The organism is Acidovorax sp. Root568, from assembly GCF_001427445.1.
GTDB classification, from domain to species: Bacteria; Pseudomonadota; Gammaproteobacteria; order Burkholderiales; family Burkholderiaceae_C; genus Acidovorax; species Acidovorax delafieldii.
The window spans coordinates 695,515-721,354 of the sequence record NZ_LMGP01000001.1; the positions used below are offsets into that span (position 1 = coordinate 695,515).

A 25,840-nucleotide genomic window follows, 5' to 3' on the forward strand; every position below is an offset into this window, starting at 1 on the left:
CAAAACCATGGCCGTGGACAACACTGCCGGGGCAGACGCGGCTCGCGCTCCGGCGCAACCCGACAAGTGGCGGCTGGGCGGTGCGCTGTGGCTGCTGGGCATGCCCGGCGTGGTGGCGGTGGTCTGGGCGCTGCTGCCCACCCTGAAGGCCAATGAAGCCCTGCTGCCGCTGCCACCGGAGGTCGTGCTGGTGCTCAGCGGGTTGCAGACGGCGGTGCTCCTGGCGTTGGCCGTGGCGCTCGGGGTCTGGCTGGCGCCTCGCGTGGGCCTGCAGGCGCCCGCCATGTCTTCCTGGCTGGCCAGCCGGCCCGCAGGGCCCGCGCTGCGGGGCCAACTCCTGCCCGGAGTCTGCGGTGGTGTGGCGGGCGCTGCGTGGCTATGGGTGCTGTCCCGGCTGGCGCCCACGGCGCTGCAGCCCTCCGATCCTGCCAGTGCCATGCCATTGGCGGTCAAGCTGCTGTATGGCGGCATCACCGAAGAGCTGCTGGTGCGCTGGGGTGTGATGACCCTGCTGCTGTGGCTGGGCTGGCGCCTGCTGCAGCGTGGTCAGGGGCGGCCCGGCAAGGGGCTGGTGGCTGCGGCGGTGGTGCTCAGCGCTGTGTTGTTTGCCGTGGGGCATCTGCCTGCCGCGCAGGCGCTGGCCGGGGTGTTGACCGTGCCCGTGGTGGCATTCGTGCTGGTGGGCAACACGGCCTTTGGTCTGGTGGCGGGCTGGCTCTATGCGCGCCACGGCCTGGAGGCAGCGGTCATTGCGCACGTGCTGGCACATCTGCTGTCATCTCCGCTGCTCTGAGAGGCCGAGTAACGGTGCCGCTGCACGGGGTAACTCGCATGTAACCGCTTCGTGTGAGAATTGAAACTCGATTGCATCCCCAACGACCGAGAGAAAAGAGACATGTCCATGCCTACCCGCCGCGCCACCAAGATTGTTGCCACCCTGGGTCCTGCATCGAGCGACCCGGCACTTCTGGAGGCGATGATCCGAGCGGGTGTGAACGTGGTGCGGCTGAACTTCAGCCACGGCAAGGCGCAGGACCACATCGACCGCGCCGCCACCGTGCGTGCCGCCGCGCAGCGCGCAGGCCGCGAGGTGGCCATCATGGCCGACCTGCAGGGGCCCAAGATCCGCGTGGGCAAGTTTGCCGAAGGCAAGGTCCAGCTGGAATCGGGGGCCAAATTCGTGCTCGACGCATCGCGCACCGAGCTGGGCGACATCGAAGGCGTGGGGCTGGACTACAAGGAGCTGCCGCGTGATGTGAAAGCGGGTGACCTGCTGCTGCTCAACGATGGCCTGATCGTGCTCACCGTGGATGCGGTGCGGGGCGAAGAAGTACACACCACCGTCAAGGTGGGCGGCGAGCTGTCGAACAACAAGGGCATTAACAAGAAGGGCGGCGGCCTCACGGCACCGGCCTTGACGGCCAAGGACATGGAAGACATCCGCACGGCCATGAGCTTCCAGGCCGACTATGTAGCGGTGAGCTTTCCCAAGAACGCGACCGACATGGAAATGGCGCGCCAGCTGTGCAACGTGGCCGCGTCCGAGTACCGCCACAAGCCGGGCCTTATCGCCAAGATCGAGCGCGCCGAGGCCATCCCGCACCTGGAGGCCATCCTGCGCGTTTCCGACGGCATCATGGTGGCGCGTGGCGACCTGGCGGTAGAAGTCGGCAACGCGGCCGTGCCGGCGCTGCAAAAGAAGATGATCCGCATGGCGCGCGAGCTGGACAAGGTCGTGATCACCGCCACGCAGATGATGGAGAGCATGATCACCAACCCCGTGCCCACGCGCGCCGAGGTGAGTGACGTGGCCAACGCCGTGCTGGATGGCACCGACGCCGTGATGCTGAGTGCCGAGACGGCCGCAGGCCGCTACCCGCTCGAGACCGTGGAAGAGATGGCCACCATCTGCGCCGCGGCCGAAGCGGCGGAAGACCACCAGCTCGATGCCGACTTCACGGGCCAGACCTTCGGCCGGATCGACCAGTCCATCGCCATGGGGGCGCTGTTCACCGCGCACCACCTGGGCGCCAAGGCCATCGTGGCCATGACGGACAGTGGCGCGACGGCGCTGTGGATGAGCCGGCACAGCATCCGCATCCCCATCTATGCGCTCACGCCCAAGGTGGCCACGCAACGCAAGATGGCCATGTACCGCAACGTGCGCCCTTTGCTGATGGACACCAGTGCCGACCGCGACACCGCGCTGGATCAGGCAGAGCGCCACCTCAAGAGCCGCAACATCGTGCAAAAGGGGGATGTGTACGCCATCACCTGCGGTGAGCCCATGGGCGCACCCGGCGGCACGAACATGCTGAAGATCTGCGTGGCCAGCTGACCGATCGAGGGGTTGCACCCTCACCGCTGCGGGGCAGCGTCCCGGGCAGGAGTCCGGCGGCGCTGGGCGGCGGTCAGCGCGAGTTGCCTTGTGGCGACTTGTGCTCCAGGGCTGCTTGCCAGCGCGGTGCGCGCGCGGCCAGTGCGTGGATGGCCGCCGCTGCCAGCCCCCCGGTGACCAGGCCCGCCAGCACATCAGACGGGAAGTGCACTCCCAGGCAGACGCGGCTCCACACCATGGCGGCTGTGACCGCTGCGGCCAGCCAGGTCAGCCCGCGAACCGGCCGCAGGGCAAGACTGGCCGCCAGCGCGGCGGCTCCTGCCACATGCATGCTGGGAAAGCCTGCGCGCGCTGCGTGCTCGATCCACTGGACGCCAATGCCCAGCTGCGCCGGGCGCGGCGCCGGCACCGCCAGTCGCAACAGCTGTACTCCTACCCACGCCAGGGCCATGGACGCGAGCGCCAGCGCCAGGGCGCGCCGCTGCGCTGCGTTGCCCAGCACAAAGCTGCCGAGCAGCAGGCCGCCCATGGCGGTGGGTAGTTGCTGTGACACCCACCGTGCCACCGTCACCACGGCAGGCAAGGTCGCGGCGTCGGCATTGAGGGCCTGAAACAGGGCCAGATCGAGTTCAAGCATGGGAGCTGTCCGGTGGCGTGGTGGTGCTGGCGAAATGCGGGAAGCGTGGACGCAGAGCCGTGGCCGCCAGGTCGCAAAGCCAGCCGGTGACCCAGCACAGCCAGCCCGTCCACAGTGTGTGGCTCATGAAATGGGCGCCCCGCACCTGCTGGGCCGCACCCAACACGAATCCCGCCAGCAACGCACCCGCCAACCACCAGCGTGCGGCCGACGGTAGCTTGTGGCGCAATGCGAAGTAGCCTCCCAAAAAGGCGAATCCCGCCGACGCATGGCCCGCCGGAAAACAGCGACCGCTACCGCCATCGAGCACACCCAGCGCCCAGTGCGACACATGGCGCGCCACGCCGCCAAATTGTGCGAGGTCCCACGGGCAACTGGTGGCGCTGAGGTTCTTGGTGATGCTGACCACGGCCAGCGAGAGCAGGGCGCTCACGGCCATCTGCAGGCGCTCGCTGGCGTCCAGCTTGCGCAGAAAGCCGCGTGGCCACCACACGCTCAGCGCCAGCAGGAGCACCAGCAGCCAGCCCAGACGGCGGGCGCCTTCATGCAGCACCTGTACGAAAAACCACTGGTCCCGCATAGGAAACCCGTTGGACGATCCAAACACCTGCGCAAACGCCAGGTCCTGCCCTGCGGCATCCCAGGCCACCACACAGGCCAGAGCGCCCAGGGTCCAGAAAAGCAGCGTGTGGCGGTGAGAGGGGGCGTGGGGTGTGATGGGCGCGGTGGACGGCGCGACGGGCGAAGGCTGCATGTGCCGGAAGATAGGCGGGCGTACTTAACGCCGTCTTAAAGCCGGTGCCGCCCTTGTCCCGCCCCTGTCCGATGGGCTGCGACAATGCCTGCATGCGAATACTCGTGGTCGAAGACGATGCGGGCATAGCCAGTGGCCTGCGCAGCAATCTGCAGCAACGCGGCTATGCGGTGGATGTCAGTGACGGCGTCGCCAGTGCCTGGAGTGCCCTGCGCGCCGAGCGTTTTGACGCTGTGCTGCTGGACCTGGGGTTGGTGGACGGTGACGGTAGCGAACTGCTACGGCGTCTGCGCCTGAGCCCGCCCGCCACCGGGGCTGCGTCGGCAGCTCTGCCGGACCCCGCTACGCCTGTCCTCATCGTCACGGCGCGTGACCAGGTGCACCAGCGCATCGCGGGGCTGGACCAGGGCGCCGATGACTACCTGACCAAGCCCTTTGATGTGGATGAGTTGGACGCGCGTTTGCGGGCGCTGCTGCGGCGCGCGGCGGGACGGACGTCGCCCACCATCCGTCTGGGCGATATCGAGCTGGATCCAGCGACCCGCACGGTGCGCCAGCAAGGCAAACCCGTGGAAATGTCTCCGCGCGAGTTTTCCGTGTTGTTGGTGCTGCTGGAGGCGCGGGGCCGGGTGCTGTCGCGCCAGCAGATTGAGGAACGCCTGTACAGCTGGGATGCCGCTGTGGAGAGCAATGCGGTCGAGGTCCACATCCACCACCTGCGCCGCAAGCTGGGCAGTGCCTGTATCCAGACCATGCGCGGGGTGGGTTACTTCATGCCGCAGGAGAAGCCGGCGTGAACGCACCCACCGCTCCTCGCCCGGCGCCAGCGCGTCGCCCATCGCTGACCCGGCAACTGTTGCTGTGGTCGCTGGGGGCACTGGCCATTGTCTGGGGCAGCTTCGTCTTCATTGGCTACCAGACCGGTGTGCATGAGGCCGACGAGTTGACCGACGGGCACCTGGCCAGCGTGGCCGCGCTGCTGCTCAACCTGCGGGCCACCGAGGCGATGCAAGGCCCGCAGCGTACCGAGCGCACTCCCACGCCCTGGCTCAAATCACACGATTACCAGCAGACCATCAGCGTGGTGCAGTGGGATGCGCAGGGGCGGGTGCTCTCCCTCACGGGTTCGGTGTCCGAGCCGCCTTTCAGCGATGCCGAGGGGTTTGCCGACCTCACGCTGGGTCCGGACAAGGTGGCCTGGCGCAGCTTCTCGCAATGGGATGCGGAGCGCACCCGCAAGATCATGGTGATGCTGGAGCTGCGCGAGCGGGACGAGCTGGCGGATGACATTGCCGGACAGCTCATCGAGCCCGGTCTGTGGTTGCTGCCTGTGGTGTCTCTGGCCCTGGGGCTCGCGCTGTGGCGCGGCTTGCGGCCTTTGTACGCGCTGTCGGCCGACGTGGCAGCGCTGGACCCGACCAGTACCCAGCGGCTGGCATCGCGCCATGCCTGGAGCGAGTTCGAGTCGGTCGTGGCATCGATCAATACCTTGCTGGACCGCCAGCAGGTCGCCATGGTGCGCGAGCGCCGCCTGGCCAATGAGGTGGCCCATGAATTGCGCACCCCGCTGTCCTCCATCGCGCTGCAGGCCAGCGCCCTGGCGGGGGAGCTGACGGAAGAGGCCCGGGCCCAGTCGCTGGCGCGCATCGGCCAGGATGCTCTGCGTGCGGGTCACGTTCTCAACCAGCTGCTGGCCCTGGCCCGCGCCAGCCGGGCAGAGCTGCACGAAGCCAAGGCGCCGGTGGACCTGAGCGCCCTGGCGCGGTCGGTGTGCGCCGACTATGCCCAGGCGGCGTGGAAACGCGGCGACGACCTGGCCCTGTCGGCCCCGCCCGCGCTCACCGTGCCCGGCCATGCGGTGTTGCTGGACATCGCAGTGCGCAATCTGGTGGAAAACGCGCTCAAGCACACGCCCGAAGGCACCCAGATCGCCGTCCAGCTGGGCATGGCGGACGCTGGTGGCGTGTGGCTGCAGGTGTGTGATGACGGGGCGCGCCCGGAGGCCGGCGGCGCACCTGGCCGTGCGGCGGCGGTGCCGGTGGACAGCCTGCATCTGGGACACGAAATCCTGCGCCGCGTGGCGGACATTCACGGGGGGCACTTTGGCGCAGCCCCCGCACCGGCGCCCTTTACCACCTGCTACCGGTTGGATTTGCCATCGCCGTCCGTATCGGCCCCCGGTTAAAATTACGAGTTACCAAGCGGTTACCGCCGCGTTGCCAGGTGCTACAGCGCCTCGCGCCCTCCTTCTTCAACCCACCACGGACCCCACGACCATGCCCCTCGTTTCGATGCGCGAACTGCTCGACCATGCCGCTGCCAACAGCTATGGCATCCCTGCCTTCAACGTCAACAACCTGGAGCAGGTGCAGGCCGTGATGGCTGCTGCGGACGAAGTGGGCGCTCCCGTCATCCTGCAGGCCAGCGCTGGCGCACGCAAGTACGCGGGCGAGCCCTTCATCAAGCACCTGATCCAGGCGGCGGTCGAGGCCTTCCCCCACATCCCGCTGGTGATGCACCAGGACCACGGCACCTCGCCCAAGATTTGCCAGGGTGCCATCGACCTGGGCTTTGGCTCGGTGATGATGGACGGCTCGCTGATGGAAGACGGCAAGACCCCTTCGTCCTTCGACTACAACGTTGAAGTGACGCGCAAGGTGGTGGACATGGGGCACAAGGTGGGCGTTACGGTCGAAGGCGAACTGGGCTGCCTGGGCAACCTCGAAACCGGGGACGCGGGCGAAGAAGACGGCATTGGTGCCGTCGGCAAGCTCGACCACAGCCAGATGCTGACCGATCCCGAAGAAGCCGCCGTGTTTGTGAAGGCCACCCAGCTGGACGCCCTGGCCATTGCCATCGGCACCAGCCATGGCGCCTACAAGTTCAGCCGCAAGCCCACGGGCGACATCCTGGCCATCAGCCGCGTGAAGGAAATCCACCAGCGCATCCCCAACACCCACCTGGTGATGCATGGCTCCTCGTCGGTGCCTGCCGAGTTGCTGGCCATCATCAACCAGTACGGCGGCAAGATGAAGGAAACCTACGGCGTGCCCGTCGAGGAAATCCAGGAAGCCATCAAGCACGGCGTGCGCAAGATCAACATCGACACCGACATCCGCCTGGCGATGACGGGCGCGGTGCGCAAGTTCCTGTTTGAAAACCCCGACAAGTTCGACGCCCGCGAATGGCTCAAGCCCGCCCGCGAAGCGGCCAAGCAGGTGTGCAAGCAGCGTTACCTTGAGTTCGGCTGCGAAGGCCAGGGCAGCAAGATCAAGGGCCTGAGCCTGCAGGCCGTGGCCGCCCAGTACGCCTCGGGTGCGCTGGCCCAAGTGGTGAACTGATCGTTGGCACCAGGCCCTGCGGGGCCGCTGCCCAGCCTGGCTGCTTTGTGCTGCCAGGCTTTTTTTTGCCTGTTTGCGGAGGGAGACTGGGGAGTTCCCTCTACTGCAGACAAAGGCGACAGCGACAAGATTTTCTTCATGTAAGCTCGCGGTCAGCTTGCCCACCGGCAGCGCCGCAAGAAGTGTCCGATACCAGGGCGCTTTCAACACATTTTTCACCAGCTACACCGAGTTGGTTGTTGCATGGCAGAAGCCGTCGATGGACGGACTCGGGTGCCGTGGGATGATTGAAGGCGAATTCGTATGAACCTTTCTCTATGACTCTGACCATTTCAAAGTTCCGGCGGCTGTTGCCTGTGTTGGCTGTGACGGTGTTCACGGTGGCGTGCGCGCCCCTGACCGTTCCTCCCAAGTCCGAATATCCCGTGGGTCGCGCCCGTCTGGTGTTGCCGCCGGGGGCCTGGCAGGACCTGGGCACGTCGGAGGAAGCCGTTGCGGGTTCCGGAGGCCGTACCTCACTTCAAACACGTGACGTGGGGCTGCGTGGTGCGCAAGGCGAATGGCTGGCTGCGCTGCGCGTGCAGACCAACCGCACCAGCGACCTGCGTGGGTCTCCGCAAGGGGTGGGGTATTGCCCGGCGCAACAGGACGTCATGGTGAAGGATTCCGCCGATGGCAGCCCTGTGCGGGCTGATTGCCTGCGCTTCAAGCTTTGGGCGAGCAGCCCCAAGTGGCTTGAAAAGAACCGGCCCGACCTCGTTCAATGGATGGCCAGCCGCCAGATCGCGTTGAAAGCACCCTATTCGCATGTTGCCTATGGTTACGTCACTGAAGCGGGTGTATGGGTGGTGGTGGATGCCCTGGTCGATCAGCGGTTGTTGAGCTCCCGTCCGCGCAATAACGAAGAATTCCTGGTGGCGGGCCGGCCCGCACAGCAGTGGGCCTATGACCTGGCCCAGGCCGTGCGCCTGAGTTCCGGCATGGTGGACGGCCACCTGGCCATTCCGCCCTTCCCGTTCCCTGCGCCCACATCCAAACCCTAGCGCGCCAGTCCTCCCCTGCCTGGCGGCCTTGCATAACGATTACGAAACTCGAGGAGACCTCTGATGCAGACAAGCCCCGTCCCGCAGCCGCAGCGTATCGGCGTGCCAAGGGAAACCTTTCCCGGTGAAAAGCGCGTGGCCACCGTGCCCGATGTGGTGGAGAAGCTGATCAAGCTGGGCTTCACTGTCGCGGTGGAGTCTGGGGCTGGGGATGCCGCCAACTTCAGTGACGATGCCTACCGCGCTGCGGGCGCCGAGATCGTGGGCGACGCTGCCTCGCTGTGGGCTGCATCCGATATCGTCTTCAAGGTCCGCCCGCCCAGCAGCGATGAAGTGGCGCTGATGCGCGAGGGCACGACGCTCATCGACTTCATCTGGCCCGCCCAGAACCCTGAACTGATGCAGCAGCTGGCGGCCCGCAAGGCCACGGTGCTGGCCATCGACTGCCTGCCGCGCACACTGTCGCGCGCCCAGAAGATGGACGCGCTCACTTCCACCGCAGGCGTCAGTGGCTACCGCGCTGTCATTGAGGCGGCCAATGCCTTCGGCCGCTTTTTCAACGGCCAGATCACTGCCGCGGGCAAGGTGCCGCCGGCCAAGGTCTTCATCGCAGGCGCTGGCGTGGCGGGGCTTGCTGCCATCGGCACGGCAGCCAACCTGGGCGCCATCGTTCGCGCCAACGACACGCGCGCCGAGGTGGCCGACCAGGTCAAGTCGCTGGGCGGCGAGTTCGTCAAGGTGGACTACGAAGAAGAAGGCTCGGGCGGCGGCGGTTACGCCAAGGTCATGAGCGAAGGCTTCCAGGCTGCGCAGCGCAAGATGTACGCCGAGCAGGCCAAGGACGCGGACATCATCATCACCACCGCGCTGATCCCCGGCAAACCCGCGCCCAAGCTCATCACCGCCGAGATGGTGCAGAGCATGAAGCCCGGCAGCGTGATCGTGGACATGGCGGCAGAACAGGGCGGCAACTGCGAGCTGACCGTGCCTGGCGAGGCCGTGGTGCGCCATGGCGTGACCATCGTGGGCTACACCGACCTGGCCTCGCGCCTGGCCAAGCAGTCGTCCACGCTGTATGCCACCAACCTGCTGCGCTTGACCGAAGAGCTGTGCAAGGCCAAGGACGGCGTGGCGGTGGTCAACATGGAAGACGACGCGATCCGTGGCCTCACCGTGGTCAAGGACGGTGCCATCACCTGGCCTGCACCGCCACTCAAGCAGGCACCGGCGCCCGCACCCAAGGCAGCGGCCCCGGTGGTCGAAAAGAAATCGGGCCATGGTCACGGCACGGGTGCGCCCATGTCCGCCAAGACGCTGACCATCGTTTTTGCAGTGATGGCCGTGCTGTTCTGGGCCGTCGGCGCCTATGCGCCCGTGGCCTTCCTGGGGCACTTCACGGTGTTCGTGCTGGCCTGCTTCATCGGCTACATGGTGGTGTGGAACGTCACGCCCGCGCTGCACACGCCGCTGATGAGCGTGACCAACGCCATCTCCAGCATCATCGCCATCGGTGCGCTGGTGCAGATTGCGCCGCCCGATGCGGGCGTGAACGGTCGGCCTGACGGGCTCATCCTGTGGCTGGCGTTTGCGGCCCTTGTGCTCACGGCCATCAACATGTTCGGCGGCTTTGCGGTCACGCGCCGCATGCTGGCAATGTTCCGCAAGTAATCCGATAACGACAAGAACAACGAGGAGCACAGAACATGTCCCAAAGTCTCGCTACCGTCGCCTACCTGGGCGCGGCCATTTTGTTCATCCTGAGCCTGGGTGGGCTTTCCAATCCTGAAACCTCCCGCCGGGGCAACCTGTTCGGCATGGTCGGCATGGCTCTGGCCGTGCTGGCCACCGTGTTTGGCCCCCGCGTCAGCCCGGCGGGTGTGGCCTGGATCATCGGTGCGCTGGTCATTGGTGGCGGCATTGGCCTGTATGCGGCCAAGGTCGTCAAGATGACGCAAATGCCCGAGCTGGTTGCGCTCATGCACAGTCTGGTGGGCCTGGCGGCCTGCCTGGTGGGTTTTGCCAGCTATGTCGATACCTCTATCCAGCTGCAGGGCGCGGAAAAGATCATCCATGAGGTGGAGATCTATGTCGGCATCCTGATCGGCGCGGTCACCTTCAGTGGCTCGCTGATCGCCTTTGGCAAGCTCAACGGCAAGATTGGCGGCAAGCCGCTGCTGCTGCCCGGCCGCCACTGGCTCAACCTGGTGGCGCTGCTGGTGGTGATCTGGTTTGGCCGCGAGTTCCTGCGCGCCGAGACCGTCGAGCAAGGCATGGTGCCGCTGATGGTGATGACGGTGATCGCCCTGTTGTTCGGCATCCACATGGTCATGGCCATTGGCGGGGCCGACATGCCGGTGGTGGTGTCCATGCTCAACAGCTACTCTGGCTGGGCGGCTGCGGCCACGGGTTTCATGCTGTCCAACGACCTGCTGATCGTGACGGGTGCGCTGGTGGGCTCCTCGGGCGCCATCCTGTCCTACATCATGTGCAACGCCATGAACCGCAACTTCATCAGCGTGATTGCCGGGGGCTTTGGCTCTGGCGCCGGTGCGCCCGCCAAGAAGGATGATGCCGCCGAGCCGCAGGGCGAAGTGGTGCCCGTGGCCGCCGCCGAGACGGCCGAACTGCTGCGCGATGCCAAGAGCGTGATCATCGTGCCCGGTTATGGCATGGCCGTGGCCCAAGCGCAGCACACGGTCAACGACATCGTGAAGACGCTGCGCGACAAGGGCGTGCAGGTGCGCTTTGCCATCCACCCGGTGGCGGGCCGCATGCCCGGCCACATGAACGTGCTGCTGGCCGAAGCCAAGGTGCCCTACGACATCGTGATGGAGATGGATGAGATCAACGAGGACTTCCCGGACACGGACGTGGCCATCGTCATTGGTGCCAACGACATCGTGAACCCCGCCGCGCAGGACGACCCCACCAGCCCCATCGCTGGCATGCCGGTGCTGGAGGTGTGGAAGGCCAAGACCTCCATCGTGATGAAGCGTTCGATGGCATCGGGCTATGCAGGGGTGGACAACCCCTTGTTCTACAAGGACAACAACCGCATGCTGTTTGGCGATGCCAAGAAAATGCTGGACGAGGTACTGACCGCGCTCAAGAGCTGACGGGCATAATTCCTCCACAATAAAAGCACGACCGTGCTGAAAACATCGGCGTGCTTGCAGGACCCCCATAAAACCTACCAGGAGACAACCCCAATGACCGACCGCCCGTGGCTGGCCGCCTATCCACAAGGTGTTCCCGCAGACATCGACACCACGCAGTACAGCTCCCTTGTGGCGCTGATGGACGAGGCGTTCAAGAAGTACGCCAACCGCGTGGCCTACAGCTTCATGGGCAAGGACGTGACCTACGCCCAGACCGATTCGCTCTCCAGCGCGTTTGCGGCCTATCTGCAGGGCCTGGGGCTGGTCAAGGGCGACCGCGTGGCCATCATGATGCCCAACGTGCCCCAGTACCCGGTGACCGTGGCGGCCGTGCTGCGCGCGGGCTTTGTGGTCGTCAACGTGAACCCCCTGTACACGCCGCGCGAGCTGGAGCACCAGCTCAAGGACTCGGGCGCCAAGGCCATCGTCATCATCGAGAACTTTGCCACCACGCTGGAGCAGTGCATTGCGCACACGCCCGTCAAGCACGTGGTGCTGTGCGCCATGGGCGACCAGCTCGGCCTGCTCAAAGGGACCCTGGTCAACTACGTGGTGCGCAACGTCAAGAAGATGGTGCCCGCCTACAACCTGCCGGGTGCGGTGCGCTTCAATGACGCCGTGGCTCAAGGCACGCGCGGCACCCTCAAGAAGCCCGACATCAAGCCGGACGATATCGCGCTGCTGCAGTACACCGGCGGCACCACGGGTGTGAGCAAAGGCGCCGTCCTGCTGCACCGCAACGTGATTGCCAACGTGCTGCAGTCCGAGGCCTGGAACGAGCCCGTGATGAAGAAGGTGCCGGCGGGCGAGCAGCCCACCAGCATCTGCGCGCTGCCGCTGTATCACATCTTCGCGTTCACCGTGAACATGATGCTGAGCATGCGCACGGGCGGCAAGACCATCCTGATCCCCAACCCGCGCGACCTGCCTGCGGTGCTCAAGGAGCTGTCCAAGCACACCTTCCACAGCTTCCCAGCGGTCAACACGCTGTTCAACGGCTTGGCCAACCACCCCGATTTCAACACCGTCAACTGGAAGAACCTCAAGGTCTCGGTGGGTGGTGGCATGGCAGTGCAGGGTGCTGTGGCTAAGCTGTGGCTGGAGAAGACGGGCTGCCCCATTTGCGAAGGTTACGGCCTGTCGGAGACCAGCCCTTCGGCCAGCTGCAACCCCACCACCAGCACGGAATACACCGGCACCATCGGCGTGCCGCTGCCCAGCACTTCGATGAAGCTGCTGGACGACGAGGGCCGCGAGGTCACTACGCTGGGCGAACCGGGCGAGATCGCCATCAAGGGCCCGCAGGTGATGGCTGGCTACTGGCAGCGCCCCGATGAAACCGCCAAGGTCATGACCGAGGACGGCTACTTCAAGTCGGGCGACATCGGTGTGATGGACGCGCGCGGCTTCTTCAAGATCGTGGACCGCAAGAAGGACATGGTGCTGGTCAGCGGCTTCAACGTGTACCCCAACGAGGTCGAAGAAGTGGTGGCCAACTGCCCGGGCGTGCTCGAATGCGCTGTGGTGGGCGTGCCTGACGAAAAGACCGGCGAGGCCGTGAAGCTCGTGATCGTGAAGAAGGACCCGGCGCTCACCGAAGCGCAGGTCAAGGAGTTCTGCCGCCACGAGCTCACGGGTTACAAACAGCCCAAGGTGATCGAGTTCCGCACTGAGCTGCCCAAGACCCCCGTGGGCAAGATCCTGCGCCGCGAACTGCGCGACAAGAAGTGACGCGGCCTGCTGGCACGTCACAATCCCCAGGCGGCTCCGGCCGCCTTTTTTGCGACCGCGCGGCCCCGGGTGGCGCGGGTGTTTTGTGGCCCCATGACATGACCCCAAGGACTTTTGCATGAGCACTGCCATCCTGAGTGCGCTGCCCGAAGAACAGAGCTCGCTGGTGCAGCAGCTGGCGCACCCGCAGCGGCTGATGCACGCTGGCCGCGCGTTCTGGCGCGGAGAGCTGCACGACCGCCCGGTGGTGCTGGCGCTGTCGGGCATCGGCAAGGTGGCCGCTGCCACCACGGCCACGGCCTTGATCGAACATTTTGGCGTGGCGCGCATTGTCTTCACGGGCGTTGCGGGCGGGGTCGGCGATGGGGTGCACCGGGGGGATGTGGTGGTAGCGCAAGACTATGTGCAGCACGACATGGATGCCTCGCCGCTGTTCCCTCGGTGGGAGCTGCCGGGCTACGCGCGCACCCGGCTGGCGTGTGACCCGGTGCTGACTGCTATGCTTTTGGAAGCTGCCAACCTATGCGTCACTGGCGCAAGCAGTCTCTGGGGCTTGAAAAACATCCATGGGGGTGCCCACCGGGCACACCACGGCCTGGTGGCCAGCGGCGACCGTTTTGTCTCCACCGCCCAAGAGTCCGAGCGCCTGCGCTCCGCCCTGCGCGCGGCCGGGCACGACGTGCTGGCTGTGGAAATGGAGGGCGCTGCCGTCGCCCAGGTGTGCCATGACTACGGCCTGCCCTTTGCTGCGGTGCGCACCATCTCCGACCGCGCCGACGATGCCGCCCATGGCGACTTTGCCCAGTTCGTACAGACCGTGGCCAGCCGGTACGCCGAGCACATGGTGCTTTCGTTTCTGCAGAAACTATGAAATTGATAGCTGCTAGGGCATATTGCACTAGCGCTTGCGGCAGATTTTCCCTCTAAAGAGGACGCCACCACATCCCATTTGCCGTTCGCCACGCTGCGTTGCAACAGGCGCTATGTATCCACCAGCGCCACCGCGGAACCGGCTTTGCCGGGCCGCTGGATGCGTCCCCCCTGCGTGGGAAGGCGCGCAGCGCCACAGGGGGGCTACTTCAGCCAGCCGCGCTTGCGGAAGTACCACATAGGGCCGAGCGCGCTGGCCAGCATCAGCCCCAGCGCATACGGGTAGCCCAGCGACCAGTCCAGCTCGGGCATGAACTTGAAATTCATGCCGTACACGCTGGCGATCAGCGTAGGTGGCAGCAAGGCGACGCTGGCCACCGAGAAGATCTTGATGATCTTGTTCTGATTGATGTTGATGAAACCGACCGTGGCGTCCATCAAGAAGTTGATCTTGTCGAACAGGAACGCCGTGTGGTTGTCCAGCGACTCGATGTCGCGCAGGATCTGGCGCGCTTCCTCGAACTGCTCGGAGTTGAGCATCTTGGAGCGCATCATGAAGCTCACGGCGCGGCGCGTGTCCATCACGTTGCGGCGGATGCGACCGTTCAAGTCCTCCTGGCGGGCAATGGCGGCCAGCACCTCGCCAGCGCGGGTGTCGGTCACGTCGCCAGCCAGCACCTGCTTGCTCACGGCCTCCAGCTCGTCGTAGATGTTCTCCAGCGTGTCGGCCGAGTATTCGGCGTCGGCGTCGAACAGCTTGAGCAGCACTTCCTTGGCGTCTTCAATCAGCCCGGGCGCGCGGCGCGCGCGCATGCGCAGCAGGCGGAACACGGGCACGTCTTCATCGTGGATGGAGAACAGCACGCCCCGGCTCTTGAGGTTGGTGTTGTGCTGGTTCAGGATGAAGGCCACGCGCACCGAACGGGGGTCTTCATCGTCATCGATCAAGAAGTCGCTGCGGATGTGCAGCTCGCCATTGTCTTCCTCGTAGAAGCGGGCGGATTCCTCGATGTCCTCGTCCATCGCATCCTCGGGGATGGACAGGCCGTAGTGCTGCTTGATCCAGCGCTTTTCTTCCAGCGTGGGGGCTTCCAGGTCCACCCAGATCGGCTGGAACTTGGTCAGCTCTTCCAGGGACTCGATTTCTTCCTGGAACAGCCGGCCATTGGCGAGCGTAAAGATGTTGAGCATGGGCTCACTCCCTTGTTTTTTGGCGTCTGCGGTGTGGGGGTAGGGGTGCTTTCAACCCCACAGCAGTCAAATGCGCCGGGAGCTGAAAGCTACCAACTCGGGTAGGTTTCCAAGGAGCTGTCTCCGTAAAAATTAGGCAAGCGGCGGATTATGGCACCGGGCGACGGTCTCGCCGGTCCGTCGGGGGCATGGAAGGGGCGCGGACCCTGCCAACAGGCTCTCAGCCCTCGGCCTCGGCACTGCGCACCATGGCCAGCGCCCGGCACAGGTCGGCCCAGGCGGCGGCCTTGTTGTCTTGCGAGCGCAGCAAAAAGGCGGGGTCGTAGGTCACCACCGCCGGGCAACCGGCCAGCACATGCGGGCCCGCGCGCAGGCGGCCCAGGGGCTCGGTCCGGCCCAGCGCCGCGCGTGCCGCCACATGACCCAGCACCAGCACCATGGCGGGCTGCAGCTGGGCCACAGCGTCGGCCAGGGTGGCCGGGATGTCGGCGCTGGCTTCCGTGCCGGGCGCAGACCGTTCCAGTGCCGCCAGGAACACGCGCGGGTGCCGGTGCAATTGCATGGCCCGCAGCATGTTGTCGAGCAGGCGGCCCGCATCGCCACCCAGGGGCTCGGCGGGCGTCATGCTCTCGGCCACGATCAGCCAGCCCCGGCCCAGCCCGGCGGGCGTTTGCGCCGGGTCGGCGGTGGGGTAGAGCGCCTGGGGTGGGTGCAGCCGCAGGGCGGGCGCGGCAGGGCCTGTGGTGGCCGGTGCAGGAGCCGGCGATGTGCTGCGGCTGGTGGTGTGGGCCAGGGGCGCTGGGGGGCGCTCGGCAGGCGCGGGGGACGGCGCGTGGGGTTGCGCACGCGGAGGCGCGACGGTAGGTGCTGCCACGGCCGCAGGGGCTGAAGGAGCGCTTGCCGGGGGCTGCGCCGTGGCCTCCTGGGCGGGGGAGGGGCCCCACACGGTGACGCCCATTTCTTGCAGCATGGCGCGCTGGCGCGCATCGAGGTGGAGGCTCATACAGAAAGAAAACAGGCCATCGGTGGTTCAGCAGGGTCGGGTGCAGCGTGGGGTCAGAGCGCCAGGCTCATGACCACAGCGTCTTCGCGTTGGCCGTGCGCGGCGGGGTAGTAGCGCTTGCGGTCGCCCACGCGGCGGAATCCGTGGGTCTGGTAGATCTGCTGGGCGCGCAGGTTGCTCGCCCGCACCTCCAGCCACAGCCATTGTGCCCCGCGCCCGCGTGACCACAGTGCCAGGGCGTCCAGCAGCACGCGGGCCCAGCCCTGGCGCTGGTATTCGGGGGTGACGGTGATGTTGAGCAGGTGCACTTCATCCACCCCCATCATGGCCACAAAGTAGCCCAGCAGGTGGTCGTCCGCCATCAGCAGCTGCGCCTCGTAGCCAGACGCCAGCGCGTCGGTGAAGTTGCCACGGGTCCAGGGGTGCGAATAGGCGCGCTGTTCCACCGCCAGCACGGCGTCCAGCCGGGCCAGGGTCAGCGTCTCGAAGCGCGCCTCGGGGCGGGCGGTGCTGGCGCCGGGCGGCAATGCAGAAGAAGTGGGCAGTGCGCTCATGGGGATTCATTCACCACATCTCAGGGAGTGGCCGCCGCCTGGGCGGCGCGCAGCGCGGCCCGTTCGGCGGTGGTTTGCGCCACTTTATCGCGGATGTAGCGCGGCAGGGCATCGCCCGCTGCCACGGCTTGGCCCGCAGCGATCAGGGCGGGCGCAAGACGCAGCAGGGCCTTGGCGGTGGGCAGGGCCGTGATGTGTGGCGCGCTAGGCGCCAACCGGTCGCCATAGGGCGCGCGGGCGTTGCCTGCCACCGTCCAGCCTATGGGGGGCTGCACCGACTCGGGGGCGCCCAAGCCGAAGTCCTCGTCCGCCTGCCAGCGGGCTTCTCCCTGCAACCATTCGCAGCGCGCGTGGTAGACCTCGTCCATGCGTGCATCCAGCACCGCCACCACCTGCGTGCAGCCGTGTTGCTGGCGGGCCTCCTCGGCCACGGCCAGCAGGGTGTCCACGGGCAGCACGGGCACTCCCTGCCCGCCCTTGGCACCAAACGCCAGGCCCTGGGCCACGGCGCAGGCGGTGCGCAGTCCGGTGAAAGAGCCGGGGCCGCGTCCGAACACCACCGCATCCAAGGTGTCGAACGTCAGGCCCGCCTGCGCCATCAGCCCGCGCACCGCTGGGATCAGCGCCGCCGAGGCCTGCGCCCCCCCAGGCCCCTGGTGCTGCCAGACCCCATCGCCATGCTGCACAGCGATGGAAAGGGTGTCGGTACTGGTGTCAAAGGCAAGCAAATTCATGGGCAGGGTCGGGAGGTATGGGGTGGCGCGGCGGGGACAAAGGCGGTCAGGACGCCGCTTTGGCAGCGGCTGCGGGGGCCTGGCTTTTGCGCAGCACCCCCACGAGGATACCGGCGGTGACCAGCAGCAGGCCGGCCACCAGGTTCCAGTGCATCGGCTCATCCAGAAACACCACTGCCCCGATGGCCGACAGGCCGGGCACCAGGGCCGTGATCATGGTGGAGCGCACGGGGCCATAGTGCTGGATCATGCGTGTGAAGCCAATGCCCGAAACCACCACGGAGCCCCCTCCCTGGAACAGCATCTGGAACGCGATCTCGCTCCACGGCGCCTGGGCCAGATGGCTGGTGACTGCACCCAGCCAGATCAGCAGCGCATAGCTGGGCAGGTACACCATGCAGGCAAACGCGGTGATGGCGATGGTGGCCTGCACCGCGTCGACCGCGTGGCGCCGCGCCAGCACGCTGTAGGTGGCCCAGGACGATGCGGCCAGCATGAACAGCAGGTCGCCCTTCCACACGTCCCCGCCCGAAAACGCCGCCAGCAGGCTGCGCCCGCCCACCAGCAGGTCGCCCGCCACGATCAGCGCCAGGCCTGCGGCGCGCAACGGGGTGATGTGGTCGCGCAGCAGCCAGGCGGCCAGCAGCGCCGTCCACAGCGGCAGGCTGCCCGGCATGAGCACCGCCGCATGGGTGGCCGGTGCATGGAAGAACCCTGAATAGGCCAGCAGCGCGTACAGCAGCCCGCCAAAGCTGCCCAGCAGCGCCGTGGTGCGCAAGGGCAGGGGCGAGATGCCCGCCAAGCTGGACGCTGGTGCCGAGGCCCCCTGCGCCGCCTGGCGTCGTCGCACCATCCACCAGCCCCAAGGCAGCAACACCAGGCTGGCGCCCACGATGCGCAGCAGCGCAATATCGAACGGGGTGAGCGTGCGCTGGGCCGAGGCGCGGGCGATGATGATGAAGCCCGTCCAGATGGTGACGGTGACCACGGCCGCCAGCAGGCCGATGGTGCGGGGAGAAAAACGCATCGGGCGATTATCGGCGCCCGCCGCAGGCCGTGCTGGCGTGGGCCCCAGTGCGGCGCTTGGTGCAGGTGTATGGGCGATAGACTCCCCGCCATGTTGTCTGCTTCTGCTCTTTGGCGCCGCCGTGTGCTGCGTGGTGTGGTGGGTTGGGGTGCTGCGTGGCTGGTGGCTGCGGGCGGGGTGGGCTTGGCGGAGGCGCAGACGGCGGCACCCGCCGCAGGCACTCTGCCGCCCGAGGTGGAGACCGCCCTGGCACGCGCCAAGCTGCCGCGCGAGTCCCTTTCGGTGATGGTGGTGGACGCGCAAGCTGCCGGAAAGGCCAGCCCGCGCCTTGCGCACCGTGCCCAGGTGCCCGTGAACCCCGCGTCGGTGATGAAGCTGGTGACCACCTATGCAGCGCTGGAACAGCTGGGCCCCGCCTATGTCTGGAACACACCGGTGTATGTGCAAGGCACGGTGCAGGACGGCAGCCTGCGCGGCAATGTGTACATCCAGGGCCAGGGCGACCCCAAGCTGGTCATGGAGCGGCTGTGGCTGCTGATGCGGCGGCTGCAGGGCCAGGGCATCCAGGTCATCGTGGGCGACATCGTGCTGGACCGCACGGCGTTCGACGTGCCCGACCAGGACCCGGCGCGGTTTGATGGCGAGCCGCTGCGGCCCTACAACGCGTCGCCCGAGGCCCTGCTGCTGAATTACAAGTCGTCGGTCATGACCTTTGTGCCCGATGCGGCCGCTGGCCTGGCCCGCATCCAGTACGACCCGCCACTGGCCGGAGTGCAGCGCCAGCCCACCGTGGCGCTGGCGGCGCCGGGCGCGGATTGTGGGGACTGGCGTACCGCCCTGCGTGCGGAGTTGTCGGACCCCTCGAAGGTGTCGTTCCAGGGCGTCTACCCCGCCGCCTGTGGCGAACGCGTGTGGCCAGTGGCGGCGGCCGACCCGCGCGGCTTTGCGGCGCGGGCGGTGGAGGGCATGTGGCGCGAACTGGGCGGCAAGCTCACGGGCAGCGTGCGCGACGGCAAGGTGCCCCCGGGCCTCAAGCCCGCGTTTGTGGTCCCGTCCCCCGCACTGGCCGAGGTGGTGCGTGACGTGAACAAGTACAGCAACAACGTGATGGCGCAGCAGGTCTTTCTGACCCTGGCGCTGCAAAAAAACGGCGTGGCCACGTTCGACGGCGCCCGCGAGGTGCTGCGCCAGTGGTGGCAGGCCCGCATGGGCGATGCCGACCTGCCGCAGGTGGACAACGGCGCCGGGCTCAGCCGCGATGCGCGCGTGACTGCGCAGGCCCTGGCGCGCATGCTGCAGGTGGCCTGGGTATCGCCCGTGATGCCGGAGCTGGTGGCGTCGCTGCCGATCACGGGGGTGGACGGCACGCTGCGCCGCAGCCAGAGCCGGGCGGGCACTGCCCACCTCAAGACGGGCAGCCTGCGCGACGTGATGGCTGTGGCGGGCTATGTGCATGCCGCCAGCGGGCGCCGCTATGTGCTGGTGGCGGTGGTCAACCACCCCAATGCAGGGGCCGCGCGGCCCGTGCTCGACAGCCTCATCGACTGGGCGGCACGTGAGCAGTGAATAATCGCTGCTGCCCTGCGTTTTCCCCACCATGCAACTTCATGAACTGATCGGCTATCTGGCCGCCTGCCTGACTACCTGCAGCTTTGTGCCGCAGGCCCTGCACACCTTTCGCACGCGGGACGTGAGCGGTATCTCGCTGGGCATGTACAGCGTTTTCACGGTGGGGGTGGCGCTGTGGCTGGCCTACGGCCTGGCGCTGGCGGCCTGGCCCATCGTGGTGGCCAATGCCATCACCCTGGCCTTGGCCGGCACCATCCTGGGCATGAAGCTGGTGTACAGCGCACGCCGTCCTGACTGACCGGGCGGGGCCGCCGTGGCGCGCTGTCGCCTAGGTGTCTGGCGAGGCATAGCCTCCCGCGTTATCCCCTATGGATGCTGCAGCGCAGGTGCGCGCACGATGCGTCGTTCTTCACTGACCGAGGTATCCATCCATGACCTATTTCCGCCTTACCTGTGTGGCCGCTGCGGCGGTCCTGCTTGTCGCCTGCGGTGGCTCTGACGACCCGGCGCGCGGCGCACTGATCGACCCCCCTGCCACGCTCACAACGCTCACCGTGGCGCAGATCGACGCGGCCACGGCCAGCAGCGGCCTGCAGGCGATCAGCGGCAAGGCCAAGTGCGATGTGAAGGTGGTGTCGCTGAACTATGCGACCGTGGGTGCCAAGAGCGGCGAAAACACAAACGCCTCGGGCGTGATGCTCGTGCCAGCCGGCAGCTGCACCACTGCAGCCCCGCTGGTGGCCTATGCCAAGGGCACCGATGTGCAAAAGCCCCGCACCCTGGCCAACCCGCAAGACAGCGAAACCTTCCTGCTGGCGGCCATGTACGCCGCGCAGGGCTATGCCGTGGTGGCCACCGACTACCTCGGCTTTGCCAAGTCGGGCTACAGCTACCACCCCTACCTGCATGCGGATTCAGAAGCCACATCGGTCATCGACTCGGTGCGTGCTGCACGCAATGCGGCAGGTACGGTGGGTGCCACGCTGTCGGGCAAGGTGATGTTCACCGGTTACTCGCAGGGCGGCCACTCGTCCATGGCAGCGCAGCGCGCAGCCGAGCGGGACTACGGCAACGAATTCAATGTGGTCGCGGGCGCGCACCTGGCAGGCCCTTACAACCTGTCGGGTTCGCTGCGCATTCCAGACGCGATCGCGGGCGTGCAGTTCTTTGTGCCCTACCTTGTCACCGCCTGGCAGAAGGTCTATGGCAACGTCTACACCGACGTGAAGGACGTGTTCAAGGCGCCGTACTCGGGCTACATTGAGAACCTGCTGCCCAACCCCACGCTCAACTACACCACCCTGGTGACCACGGGCACTCTGCCCTCGGGCACGCCCAACCAGGCGCGTGATGCGCTGTTCCAGTCGGCGTTCATCACCGGCTCGCAGACCAGCACCACCCACCCGCTGTACCTGGCCGCCAAAAAGAACGACTTGCTGGGCTGGACCCCCAAGGCGCGTGTGATGCTGTGCGGCGGCGCGGGCGACCCCACGGTCCCCCCGGCCGTCCACATGGCCGTCATGAAGGCCGACTTTGACAGCCGGGGCGTGACGAACGTCAGCACAGTCGATGTGGACGCTGCCATCCAGGCCACCTATGGTCCTGGCGGCAAGGCGCCCACCGACCCCACCTCGGCAGCATTTGCCACCTACTACGGCAGTTACCACGGCACCTACGAGCCACCTTTCTGCCATGCGCAGGCCAAGGCGGTGTTCGACACCGTCAAATGACGGCTGTGCTGCCTGCGTGAAGCCCCCAAAGGGTTCGCAGGCTTTTAGAACCCCACCCCTAAGCCTCACCGGTGTTTACCCGGTGGGGCTTTTTTGCGTTGGCGAATATGATTTGCGAGGAATAGCACGGTCGTTCTATTTTTACGATAACAGGAGTGATACCGATGGTTTTTCAGCGCAAGGCTTTGTGGGTTTCTCTGGCGGCAGCGTCGCTGCTGGTGGCGTGCGGGGGCGGCGGTGCCGACACCTCGCCGGTGGCGCCCATCAAGACCGTCAAGGTCATGGGTGACAGCATCGCCGACAGCGGCACGTTCGGCTTCAAGTTCACGGTGCAAGGCAGCGCACCCACAGGCCCGGCGTCCACGCCCATCTGGCCCGAACTGGTGGCCAGCAACTACGGCAGCACGCTCTGCCCACGTTATGTGTCCACCGGCAGCGCTTTCAACAACGCGGCGGGCTGCACCAACTACGCCATTGGTGGCGGTCGCATCAACAACTTCACGGCGCCTGCATCGCCTGTCTCCATCGTCAAGCAGCTGACCGACGCAGGGGCTGACGGCTTCAGCGCGGGGGATCTGCTGTTGATTGATGGCGGTGGCAACGATGCTGCGGACCTCATCGGTGCCTACCTGTCGGCCTCCAAGGATGGCGGCAAGGCCTTCGGCGCGCTGCTCTCCACCTTGCTGCCAGCGGCCACGGTGAACGCCGGCCTTGCGGGCGGTGCCGCGGGCCAGGCCCAGGTGGGTGGCGCCTACATGGTGGCGCTGGCCGACAAGTTCCACGACGCGATCGAGGCCAATGCCTTGAGCAAGGGCGCGCAGCGTGTGGCGGTGTTGAACATGCCTGCCATCGACAAGACGCCGCGCCTGCAGCAGGTGCTCGGCGGCATCACGGCGTCCGCGGGCGCTGCCGCCAGCGCGCAGGTGCAGGGCCTGCTCAAGGCCTGGCTCGAAGCCTTCAACGCCCAGCTGGCCAAGCGTTTTGCAGGCAACAGCAAGGTGGTGGTGGTGGACTTCTACACCTCGTTCAACGACCAGGTGGCCAACCCTGCGCAGTTCGGGCTGACCAACGCCAAGAACACCGCATGCCCCATCACCGGCCTGGGCGCTGACGGCCTGCCCAGCTATACCTTCCCCACGTGCACGGCGGCAGCTTTGTCGGCACAGACGCCGCCCGCAGGCGCCACGGGCGGCGCGGACTGGTGGAAGACCTATGCGTTCTCCGATAGCTTCCACCCCACGCCGTATGGCCACCAGCTGGTCAGCCAGCTGGTATCGCGTTCGCTGGCCCGCGCGGGCTGGCTGTAATCGGCAGTTGAAGGGTTCATACACCATGCAAAACAAAACCATCACCCCTTCCCTGGCTGGCGTTGTGGCCGCACTGGCGCTCACCCTGTCCGGCGGCGCGCAGGCCCAGACCGCTGGCAGCTGGCTGGTGCGCGCGGGCGCCACGCAAATCGCGCCCCAGGTCACCAGTGGCGACCTGTCCGCGCCCAGCTTCACGGGCACCAAGGTGGACGTGCATGCCGACACGCAGCTGGCTGGCGGCATCACCTACATGCTCACCGACCACTGGGCGGTGGACGTGCCCCTGGCACTGCCTTTCAAGCACAACATCATGGGCGCCGGAGCCATCGGCGGCGTGGGCAAGATCGGCGAGGTCAAGGTGCTGCCCATGACCGTGTTCGCGCAGTACCGCTTTCTGGAGGCCAATGCGCGGGTGCGCCCCTACGTGGGCCTGGGCGTGACCTACGCCAAGTTCTTCAAGGAGCGGGGGACCGCCGCGCTGACCGGTCTGACCGGTGGCAGTCCCTCCCGTCCCACCACGCTGAGCGCTGAATCGCGGTTTGGCCTCACGCCGCAGGTGGGGGTGAGCATTGCGCTCAACGACCAGTGGTCGCTGGACGTGGCGTACTACAAGACTTTTGTGAAGACCCGCAACACCCTGTCCACAGGCCAGACCATTGACGTCAAGCTCAACCCCAACGTGGTGGCATTGGGCGTGGTGTATCGGTTCTGATCCGCACAAGGCTGCAGACCTGCCGCCCACAAAAAAAGGCCGCCCCGAGGGCGGCCTTCTTGTTGCGGGGCGCCTGCAGCGCTCCGTCTTACCAGCGCGCGCGCAGGCGGTCGTAGGCGTAGGTGCCAAACTGGCGCTGGGCCGACGGCGTGAGGTACACGGTGTCAGCAAACACGAACGAGGTGGCATTGGCACCCGACAGCAGCGTGGACGACGTGCACAGGGCCGAATTGACCTGGCCCGCGCCGATGCCGATACCGTTGTTCGCGTCCACCGACGTGCACACTGCCGCCGTGGAGTTGTTGAAGCCGTAGTTGCCAGGCACGCTGGTGTACAGGTTCACGTAATAGGCCGAGTCCACGTACAGCACGTTGGCGCCCAGGTCCACGATGCCGACCAGCAGGCCTTCGTTGAAGCGGCTACTGGCGTTGCTCAGCAGGGCTTCGCGGCCAATGGTCTTGGCCCAGGGGGTCTTGCTCAGGTCGTAGGTGCCGGTCACCACCACATACTTGGCGCCCGCCGTCACCAGGCGGCGCACCTGTGCAGCCAGGTCCTCCCCGGCCTTGCGGGCGGCGGCCACCATGGCGTCCTGGGTCTGGGTGCCTGCGTTCACAGCGGCCATGCCGGCGATCACGTCGCTGACGCCGCCGCTCACGATCACCACGTCGGTGGCCGCAAAGCTGCCACTGGCCAGAAAGGTATCGATTTGTTCGGTGACGGTCCGGGTGCTGGCATTGCCTGCGGCGTCGGGCTTGGTGCTGACGCGGGCGTTGCCAGTGGCGTAGCTCAGGCCGCCTGCGGAGACCGGGGCGAGCGACTTGCCGTAGTTGGCCACCAGTTGCAGGGTCCAGTTGTTGACGCTGCCGTCATTGACGGTGTAACGCGAGCCGTTTTGCCCCACATCGTTCATGGCGTCGCCGAACGCAATAAAGCGCTGGGGCGAGATGGCCGATTCGGTGGTGCTGGAACCGCAGGCCGCGAGCAACGCGGCCGACGCACATGCGGCGACCATGATGGTGCGGCGCATCCAATTTGCTGCCATGTATTTCTCCAGAAAAGTGGGGGGTAGTTTAACGACGCAAAGTCAACGGATGTAAAGCGGCGCCATCGTGCCGGGTCAGGCGGCGGAGGCGCGCTGCAGGCGGTCGCGCACGCCCTCCCAATCGGGGCTCGCCGGCGGGGTCTCGATCCAGATCAGCTTCACGCCCTCGTCGTCAAAACTGCGCAGCACGGCGAACAGCTGCTGCGCCGTGGCGGCTGCGTCATCAGGCATGCGCCGCATGACCAGCTTGGAGGACCGACTGCGCAACGCAGCGCGGGCATAGATCGCAATGTGGGCGGCATCGGTACCCAGCAGGTCCAGGCTGGTCTGCAGCGCCTTCGCGTCCATCAACCGCACCTTGGCGCTGGGGGCATAGTGGGCCTCCAGCGTGCCCGAGGCGCGGGGTGTGGCCGTGGGGAGGTCTTCCTTGGACAGCGGGGCCATGCCGCAAGCGGCCGCAATCTGCGCCCGGGTGATGGCGCCGGGCCGCAGCAGCACGGGCACACCACGCGTGCAGTCCACGATGGTGCTTTCAATGCCCACGTCGCAGGGCCCGCCGTCCAGCACCAGCAGGTCGGCGCCCAGCTCGTCCTGCACATGCTGGGCGGAGGTGGGGCTCACGCGGCCAAAACGGTTGGCACTGGGGGCTGCAACGCCCCACACGGGAGGGCCGCCGACCTCATTGCTGTCGCCAGCGGCTGCGCAGGCCACCAACAGGGCGTGGGCCACGGGGTGCGCGGGGCAGCGCAATCCCACGCTGTCCTGCCCGCCGGTGGCGGCGGTGGCTACGCCGGGCAAGCGCGGCAGGATGAGCGTGAGCGGGCCAGGCCAGAAGGCATCAACGAGCTTTTGTGCAAAGCCGGGCACTTCACTGGCGAAATGCGCGATGCCCTCGGCATTGGCCACGTGCACGATCAGCGGGTGGTCGCTGGGCCGCCCCTTGGCCGCGAAGATCTGCGCCACGGCGGTATCGCTGCTGGCATCGGCCGCGAGGCCATACACCGTTTCGGTGGGGAGACCCAGCAGGGCGCCGCTGCGCACTGCGCGTGCAGCGGTGGCGATGGCCTGGGGGTCGTTGCCGTCGAGAATCATGGAAACA

The 25,840-nt window shown here is 66.7% G+C and carries 24 protein-coding genes; 15 read left to right on the top strand and 9 right to left on the bottom strand.

Going from position 1 to position 25,840, the window contains the following annotated elements:
• Positions 1-7 precede the first annotated feature (7 nt).
• The gene (locus ASD75_RS03160; protein ID WP_056743252.1) at positions 8-793 is read left to right on the top strand and encodes a type II CAAX prenyl endopeptidase Rce1 family protein; all 786 of its coding nucleotides are present in this window, start codon (positions 8-10) and stop codon (positions 791-793) included.
• 108 nt (positions 794-901) lie between these two features.
• Complete coding sequence (pyk, locus tag ASD75_RS03165; RefSeq protein WP_056743254.1) at positions 902-2,338, top strand: pyruvate kinase; 1,437 nt, start codon at positions 902-904, stop codon at positions 2,336-2,338.
• 73 nt (positions 2,339-2,411) lie between these two features.
• Here the strand turns inward: pyk and ASD75_RS03170 are convergent, their stop codons facing one another.
• Together ASD75_RS03170 and ASD75_RS03175 are read right to left on the bottom strand one after the other, a co-directional pair.
• Positions 2,412-2,975, bottom strand: coding sequence for a phosphatase PAP2 family protein (locus ASD75_RS03170; RefSeq protein ID WP_056743033.1), 564 nt, complete (start codon positions 2,973-2,975; stop codon positions 2,412-2,414).
• Complete coding sequence (locus ASD75_RS03175; RefSeq protein WP_082564866.1) at positions 2,968-3,729, bottom strand: phosphatase PAP2 family protein; 762 nt, start codon at positions 3,727-3,729, stop codon at positions 2,968-2,970. The genes ASD75_RS03170 and ASD75_RS03175 overlap by 8 nt, the downstream gene beginning before the upstream one ends.
• A gap of 92 nt (positions 3,730-3,821) precedes the next feature.
• On the opposite strand from ASD75_RS03175, the gene ASD75_RS03180 reads away from it, so the two are divergent.
• The 8 genes from ASD75_RS03180 to ASD75_RS03215 all read left to right on the top strand — a co-directional run bounded on the left by ASD75_RS03180 (position 3,822) and on the right by ASD75_RS03215 (position 13,873).
• Positions 3,822-4,526, top strand: coding sequence for a response regulator transcription factor (locus tag ASD75_RS03180; protein ID WP_056743258.1), 705 nt, complete (start codon positions 3,822-3,824; stop codon positions 4,524-4,526).
• Entirely contained in the window at positions 4,523-5,914 is a 1,392-nt protein-coding gene (locus ASD75_RS03185; RefSeq protein ID WP_056743034.1) for a histidine kinase dimerization/phospho-acceptor domain-containing protein, read from the top strand. The genes ASD75_RS03180 and ASD75_RS03185 overlap by 4 nt, the downstream gene beginning before the upstream one ends.
• Positions 5,915-6,005: 91 nt before the next feature.
• Positions 6,006-7,070, top strand: coding sequence for a class II fructose-bisphosphate aldolase (gene fba, locus ASD75_RS03190; RefSeq protein WP_056743036.1), 1,065 nt, complete (start codon positions 6,006-6,008; stop codon positions 7,068-7,070).
• Between the two features lie 317 nt (positions 7,071-7,387).
• Complete coding sequence (locus ASD75_RS03195) at positions 7,388-8,113, top strand: hypothetical protein (RefSeq protein ID WP_056743039.1); 726 nt, start codon at positions 7,388-7,390, stop codon at positions 8,111-8,113.
• Between the two features lie 63 nt (positions 8,114-8,176).
• A complete protein-coding gene (locus tag ASD75_RS03200; RefSeq protein ID WP_056743040.1) occupies positions 8,177-9,781 on the top strand; it encodes a Re/Si-specific NAD(P)(+) transhydrogenase subunit alpha in 1,605 nt (534 codons plus the stop codon).
• A 35-nt stretch (positions 9,782-9,816) separates the two neighbouring features.
• Complete coding sequence (gene pntB / locus ASD75_RS03205) at positions 9,817-11,229, top strand: Re/Si-specific NAD(P)(+) transhydrogenase subunit beta (protein ID WP_056743042.1); 1,413 nt, start codon at positions 9,817-9,819, stop codon at positions 11,227-11,229.
• A gap of 93 nt (positions 11,230-11,322) precedes the next feature.
• Positions 11,323-13,002, top strand: a complete 1,680-nt coding sequence (locus ASD75_RS03210; protein ID WP_056068036.1) for a long-chain-fatty-acid--CoA ligase — start codon at positions 11,323-11,325, stop codon at positions 13,000-13,002.
• A gap of 118 nt (positions 13,003-13,120) precedes the next feature.
• On the top strand, positions 13,121-13,873 hold the full coding sequence (locus ASD75_RS03215) for a 5'-methylthioadenosine/adenosylhomocysteine nucleosidase (protein WP_056743044.1): 753 nt from the start codon (positions 13,121-13,123) through the stop codon (positions 13,871-13,873).
• Between the two features lie 203 nt (positions 13,874-14,076).
• Here the strand turns inward: ASD75_RS03215 and corA are convergent, their stop codons facing one another.
• The 5 genes from corA to ASD75_RS03240 all read right to left on the bottom strand — a co-directional run bounded on the left by corA (position 14,077) and on the right by ASD75_RS03240 (position 18,381).
• The gene (gene corA / locus ASD75_RS03220) at positions 14,077-15,063 is read right to left on the bottom strand and encodes a magnesium/cobalt transporter CorA (protein WP_015016148.1); all 987 of its coding nucleotides are present in this window, start codon (positions 15,061-15,063) and stop codon (positions 14,077-14,079) included.
• A gap of 220 nt (positions 15,064-15,283) precedes the next feature.
• The gene (locus tag ASD75_RS03225) at positions 15,284-16,066 is read right to left on the bottom strand and encodes a uracil-DNA glycosylase family protein (RefSeq protein WP_056743045.1); all 783 of its coding nucleotides are present in this window, start codon (positions 16,064-16,066) and stop codon (positions 15,284-15,286) included.
• A 53-nt stretch (positions 16,067-16,119) separates the two neighbouring features.
• A complete protein-coding gene (rimI, locus tag ASD75_RS03230) occupies positions 16,120-16,620 on the bottom strand; it encodes a ribosomal protein S18-alanine N-acetyltransferase (protein ID WP_015016146.1) in 501 nt (166 codons plus the stop codon).
• A gap of 20 nt (positions 16,621-16,640) precedes the next feature.
• Positions 16,641-17,354 carry a tRNA (adenosine(37)-N6)-threonylcarbamoyltransferase complex dimerization subunit type 1 TsaB gene (gene tsaB / locus ASD75_RS03235; protein WP_056743047.1) on the bottom strand — a complete coding sequence of 238 codons (714 nt, stop codon included), beginning with the start codon at positions 17,352-17,354 and terminating at the stop codon, positions 16,641-16,643.
• A gap of 46 nt (positions 17,355-17,400) precedes the next feature.
• Positions 17,401-18,381, bottom strand: a complete 981-nt coding sequence (locus ASD75_RS03240; protein ID WP_056743049.1) for a DMT family transporter — start codon at positions 18,379-18,381, stop codon at positions 17,401-17,403.
• A gap of 90 nt (positions 18,382-18,471) precedes the next feature.
• On the opposite strand from ASD75_RS03240, the gene dacB reads away from it, so the two are divergent.
• From dacB to ASD75_RS03265, 5 genes are all read left to right on the top strand, one after another.
• Positions 18,472-19,947: a D-alanyl-D-alanine carboxypeptidase/D-alanyl-D-alanine-endopeptidase gene (gene dacB / locus ASD75_RS03245; protein ID WP_056743051.1), complete on the top strand. Its 1,476-nt coding sequence runs from the start codon at positions 18,472-18,474 to the stop codon at positions 19,945-19,947.
• A 31-nt stretch (positions 19,948-19,978) separates the two neighbouring features.
• Positions 19,979-20,248, top strand: a complete 270-nt coding sequence (locus ASD75_RS03250) for a SemiSWEET transporter (RefSeq protein WP_056743054.1) — start codon at positions 19,979-19,981, stop codon at positions 20,246-20,248.
• A gap of 133 nt (positions 20,249-20,381) precedes the next feature.
• Positions 20,382-21,680 (top strand): lipase family protein, encoded by a 1,299-nt coding sequence (locus tag ASD75_RS03255; RefSeq protein WP_015016141.1) that lies wholly within the window; start codon positions 20,382-20,384, stop codon positions 21,678-21,680.
• Between the two features lie 164 nt (positions 21,681-21,844).
• On the top strand, positions 21,845-22,987 hold the full coding sequence (locus ASD75_RS03260) for an SGNH/GDSL hydrolase family protein (RefSeq protein ID WP_056743056.1): 1,143 nt from the start codon (positions 21,845-21,847) through the stop codon (positions 22,985-22,987).
• 25 nt (positions 22,988-23,012) lie between these two features.
• Positions 23,013-23,699 (top strand): OmpW family protein, encoded by a 687-nt coding sequence (locus tag ASD75_RS03265; protein ID WP_056068053.1) that lies wholly within the window; start codon positions 23,013-23,015, stop codon positions 23,697-23,699.
• An 88-nt stretch (positions 23,700-23,787) separates the two neighbouring features.
• On the opposite strand, the gene ASD75_RS03270 is transcribed toward ASD75_RS03265, so the two are convergent.
• Complete coding sequence (locus tag ASD75_RS03270) at positions 23,788-24,741, bottom strand: SGNH/GDSL hydrolase family protein (protein WP_056743058.1); 954 nt, start codon at positions 24,739-24,741, stop codon at positions 23,788-23,790.
• A 75-nt stretch (positions 24,742-24,816) separates the two neighbouring features.
• A complete protein-coding gene (locus tag ASD75_RS03275; RefSeq protein WP_056743060.1) occupies positions 24,817-25,833 on the bottom strand; it encodes an L-threonylcarbamoyladenylate synthase in 1,017 nt (338 codons plus the stop codon).
• Positions 25,834-25,840 lie beyond the last annotated feature (7 nt).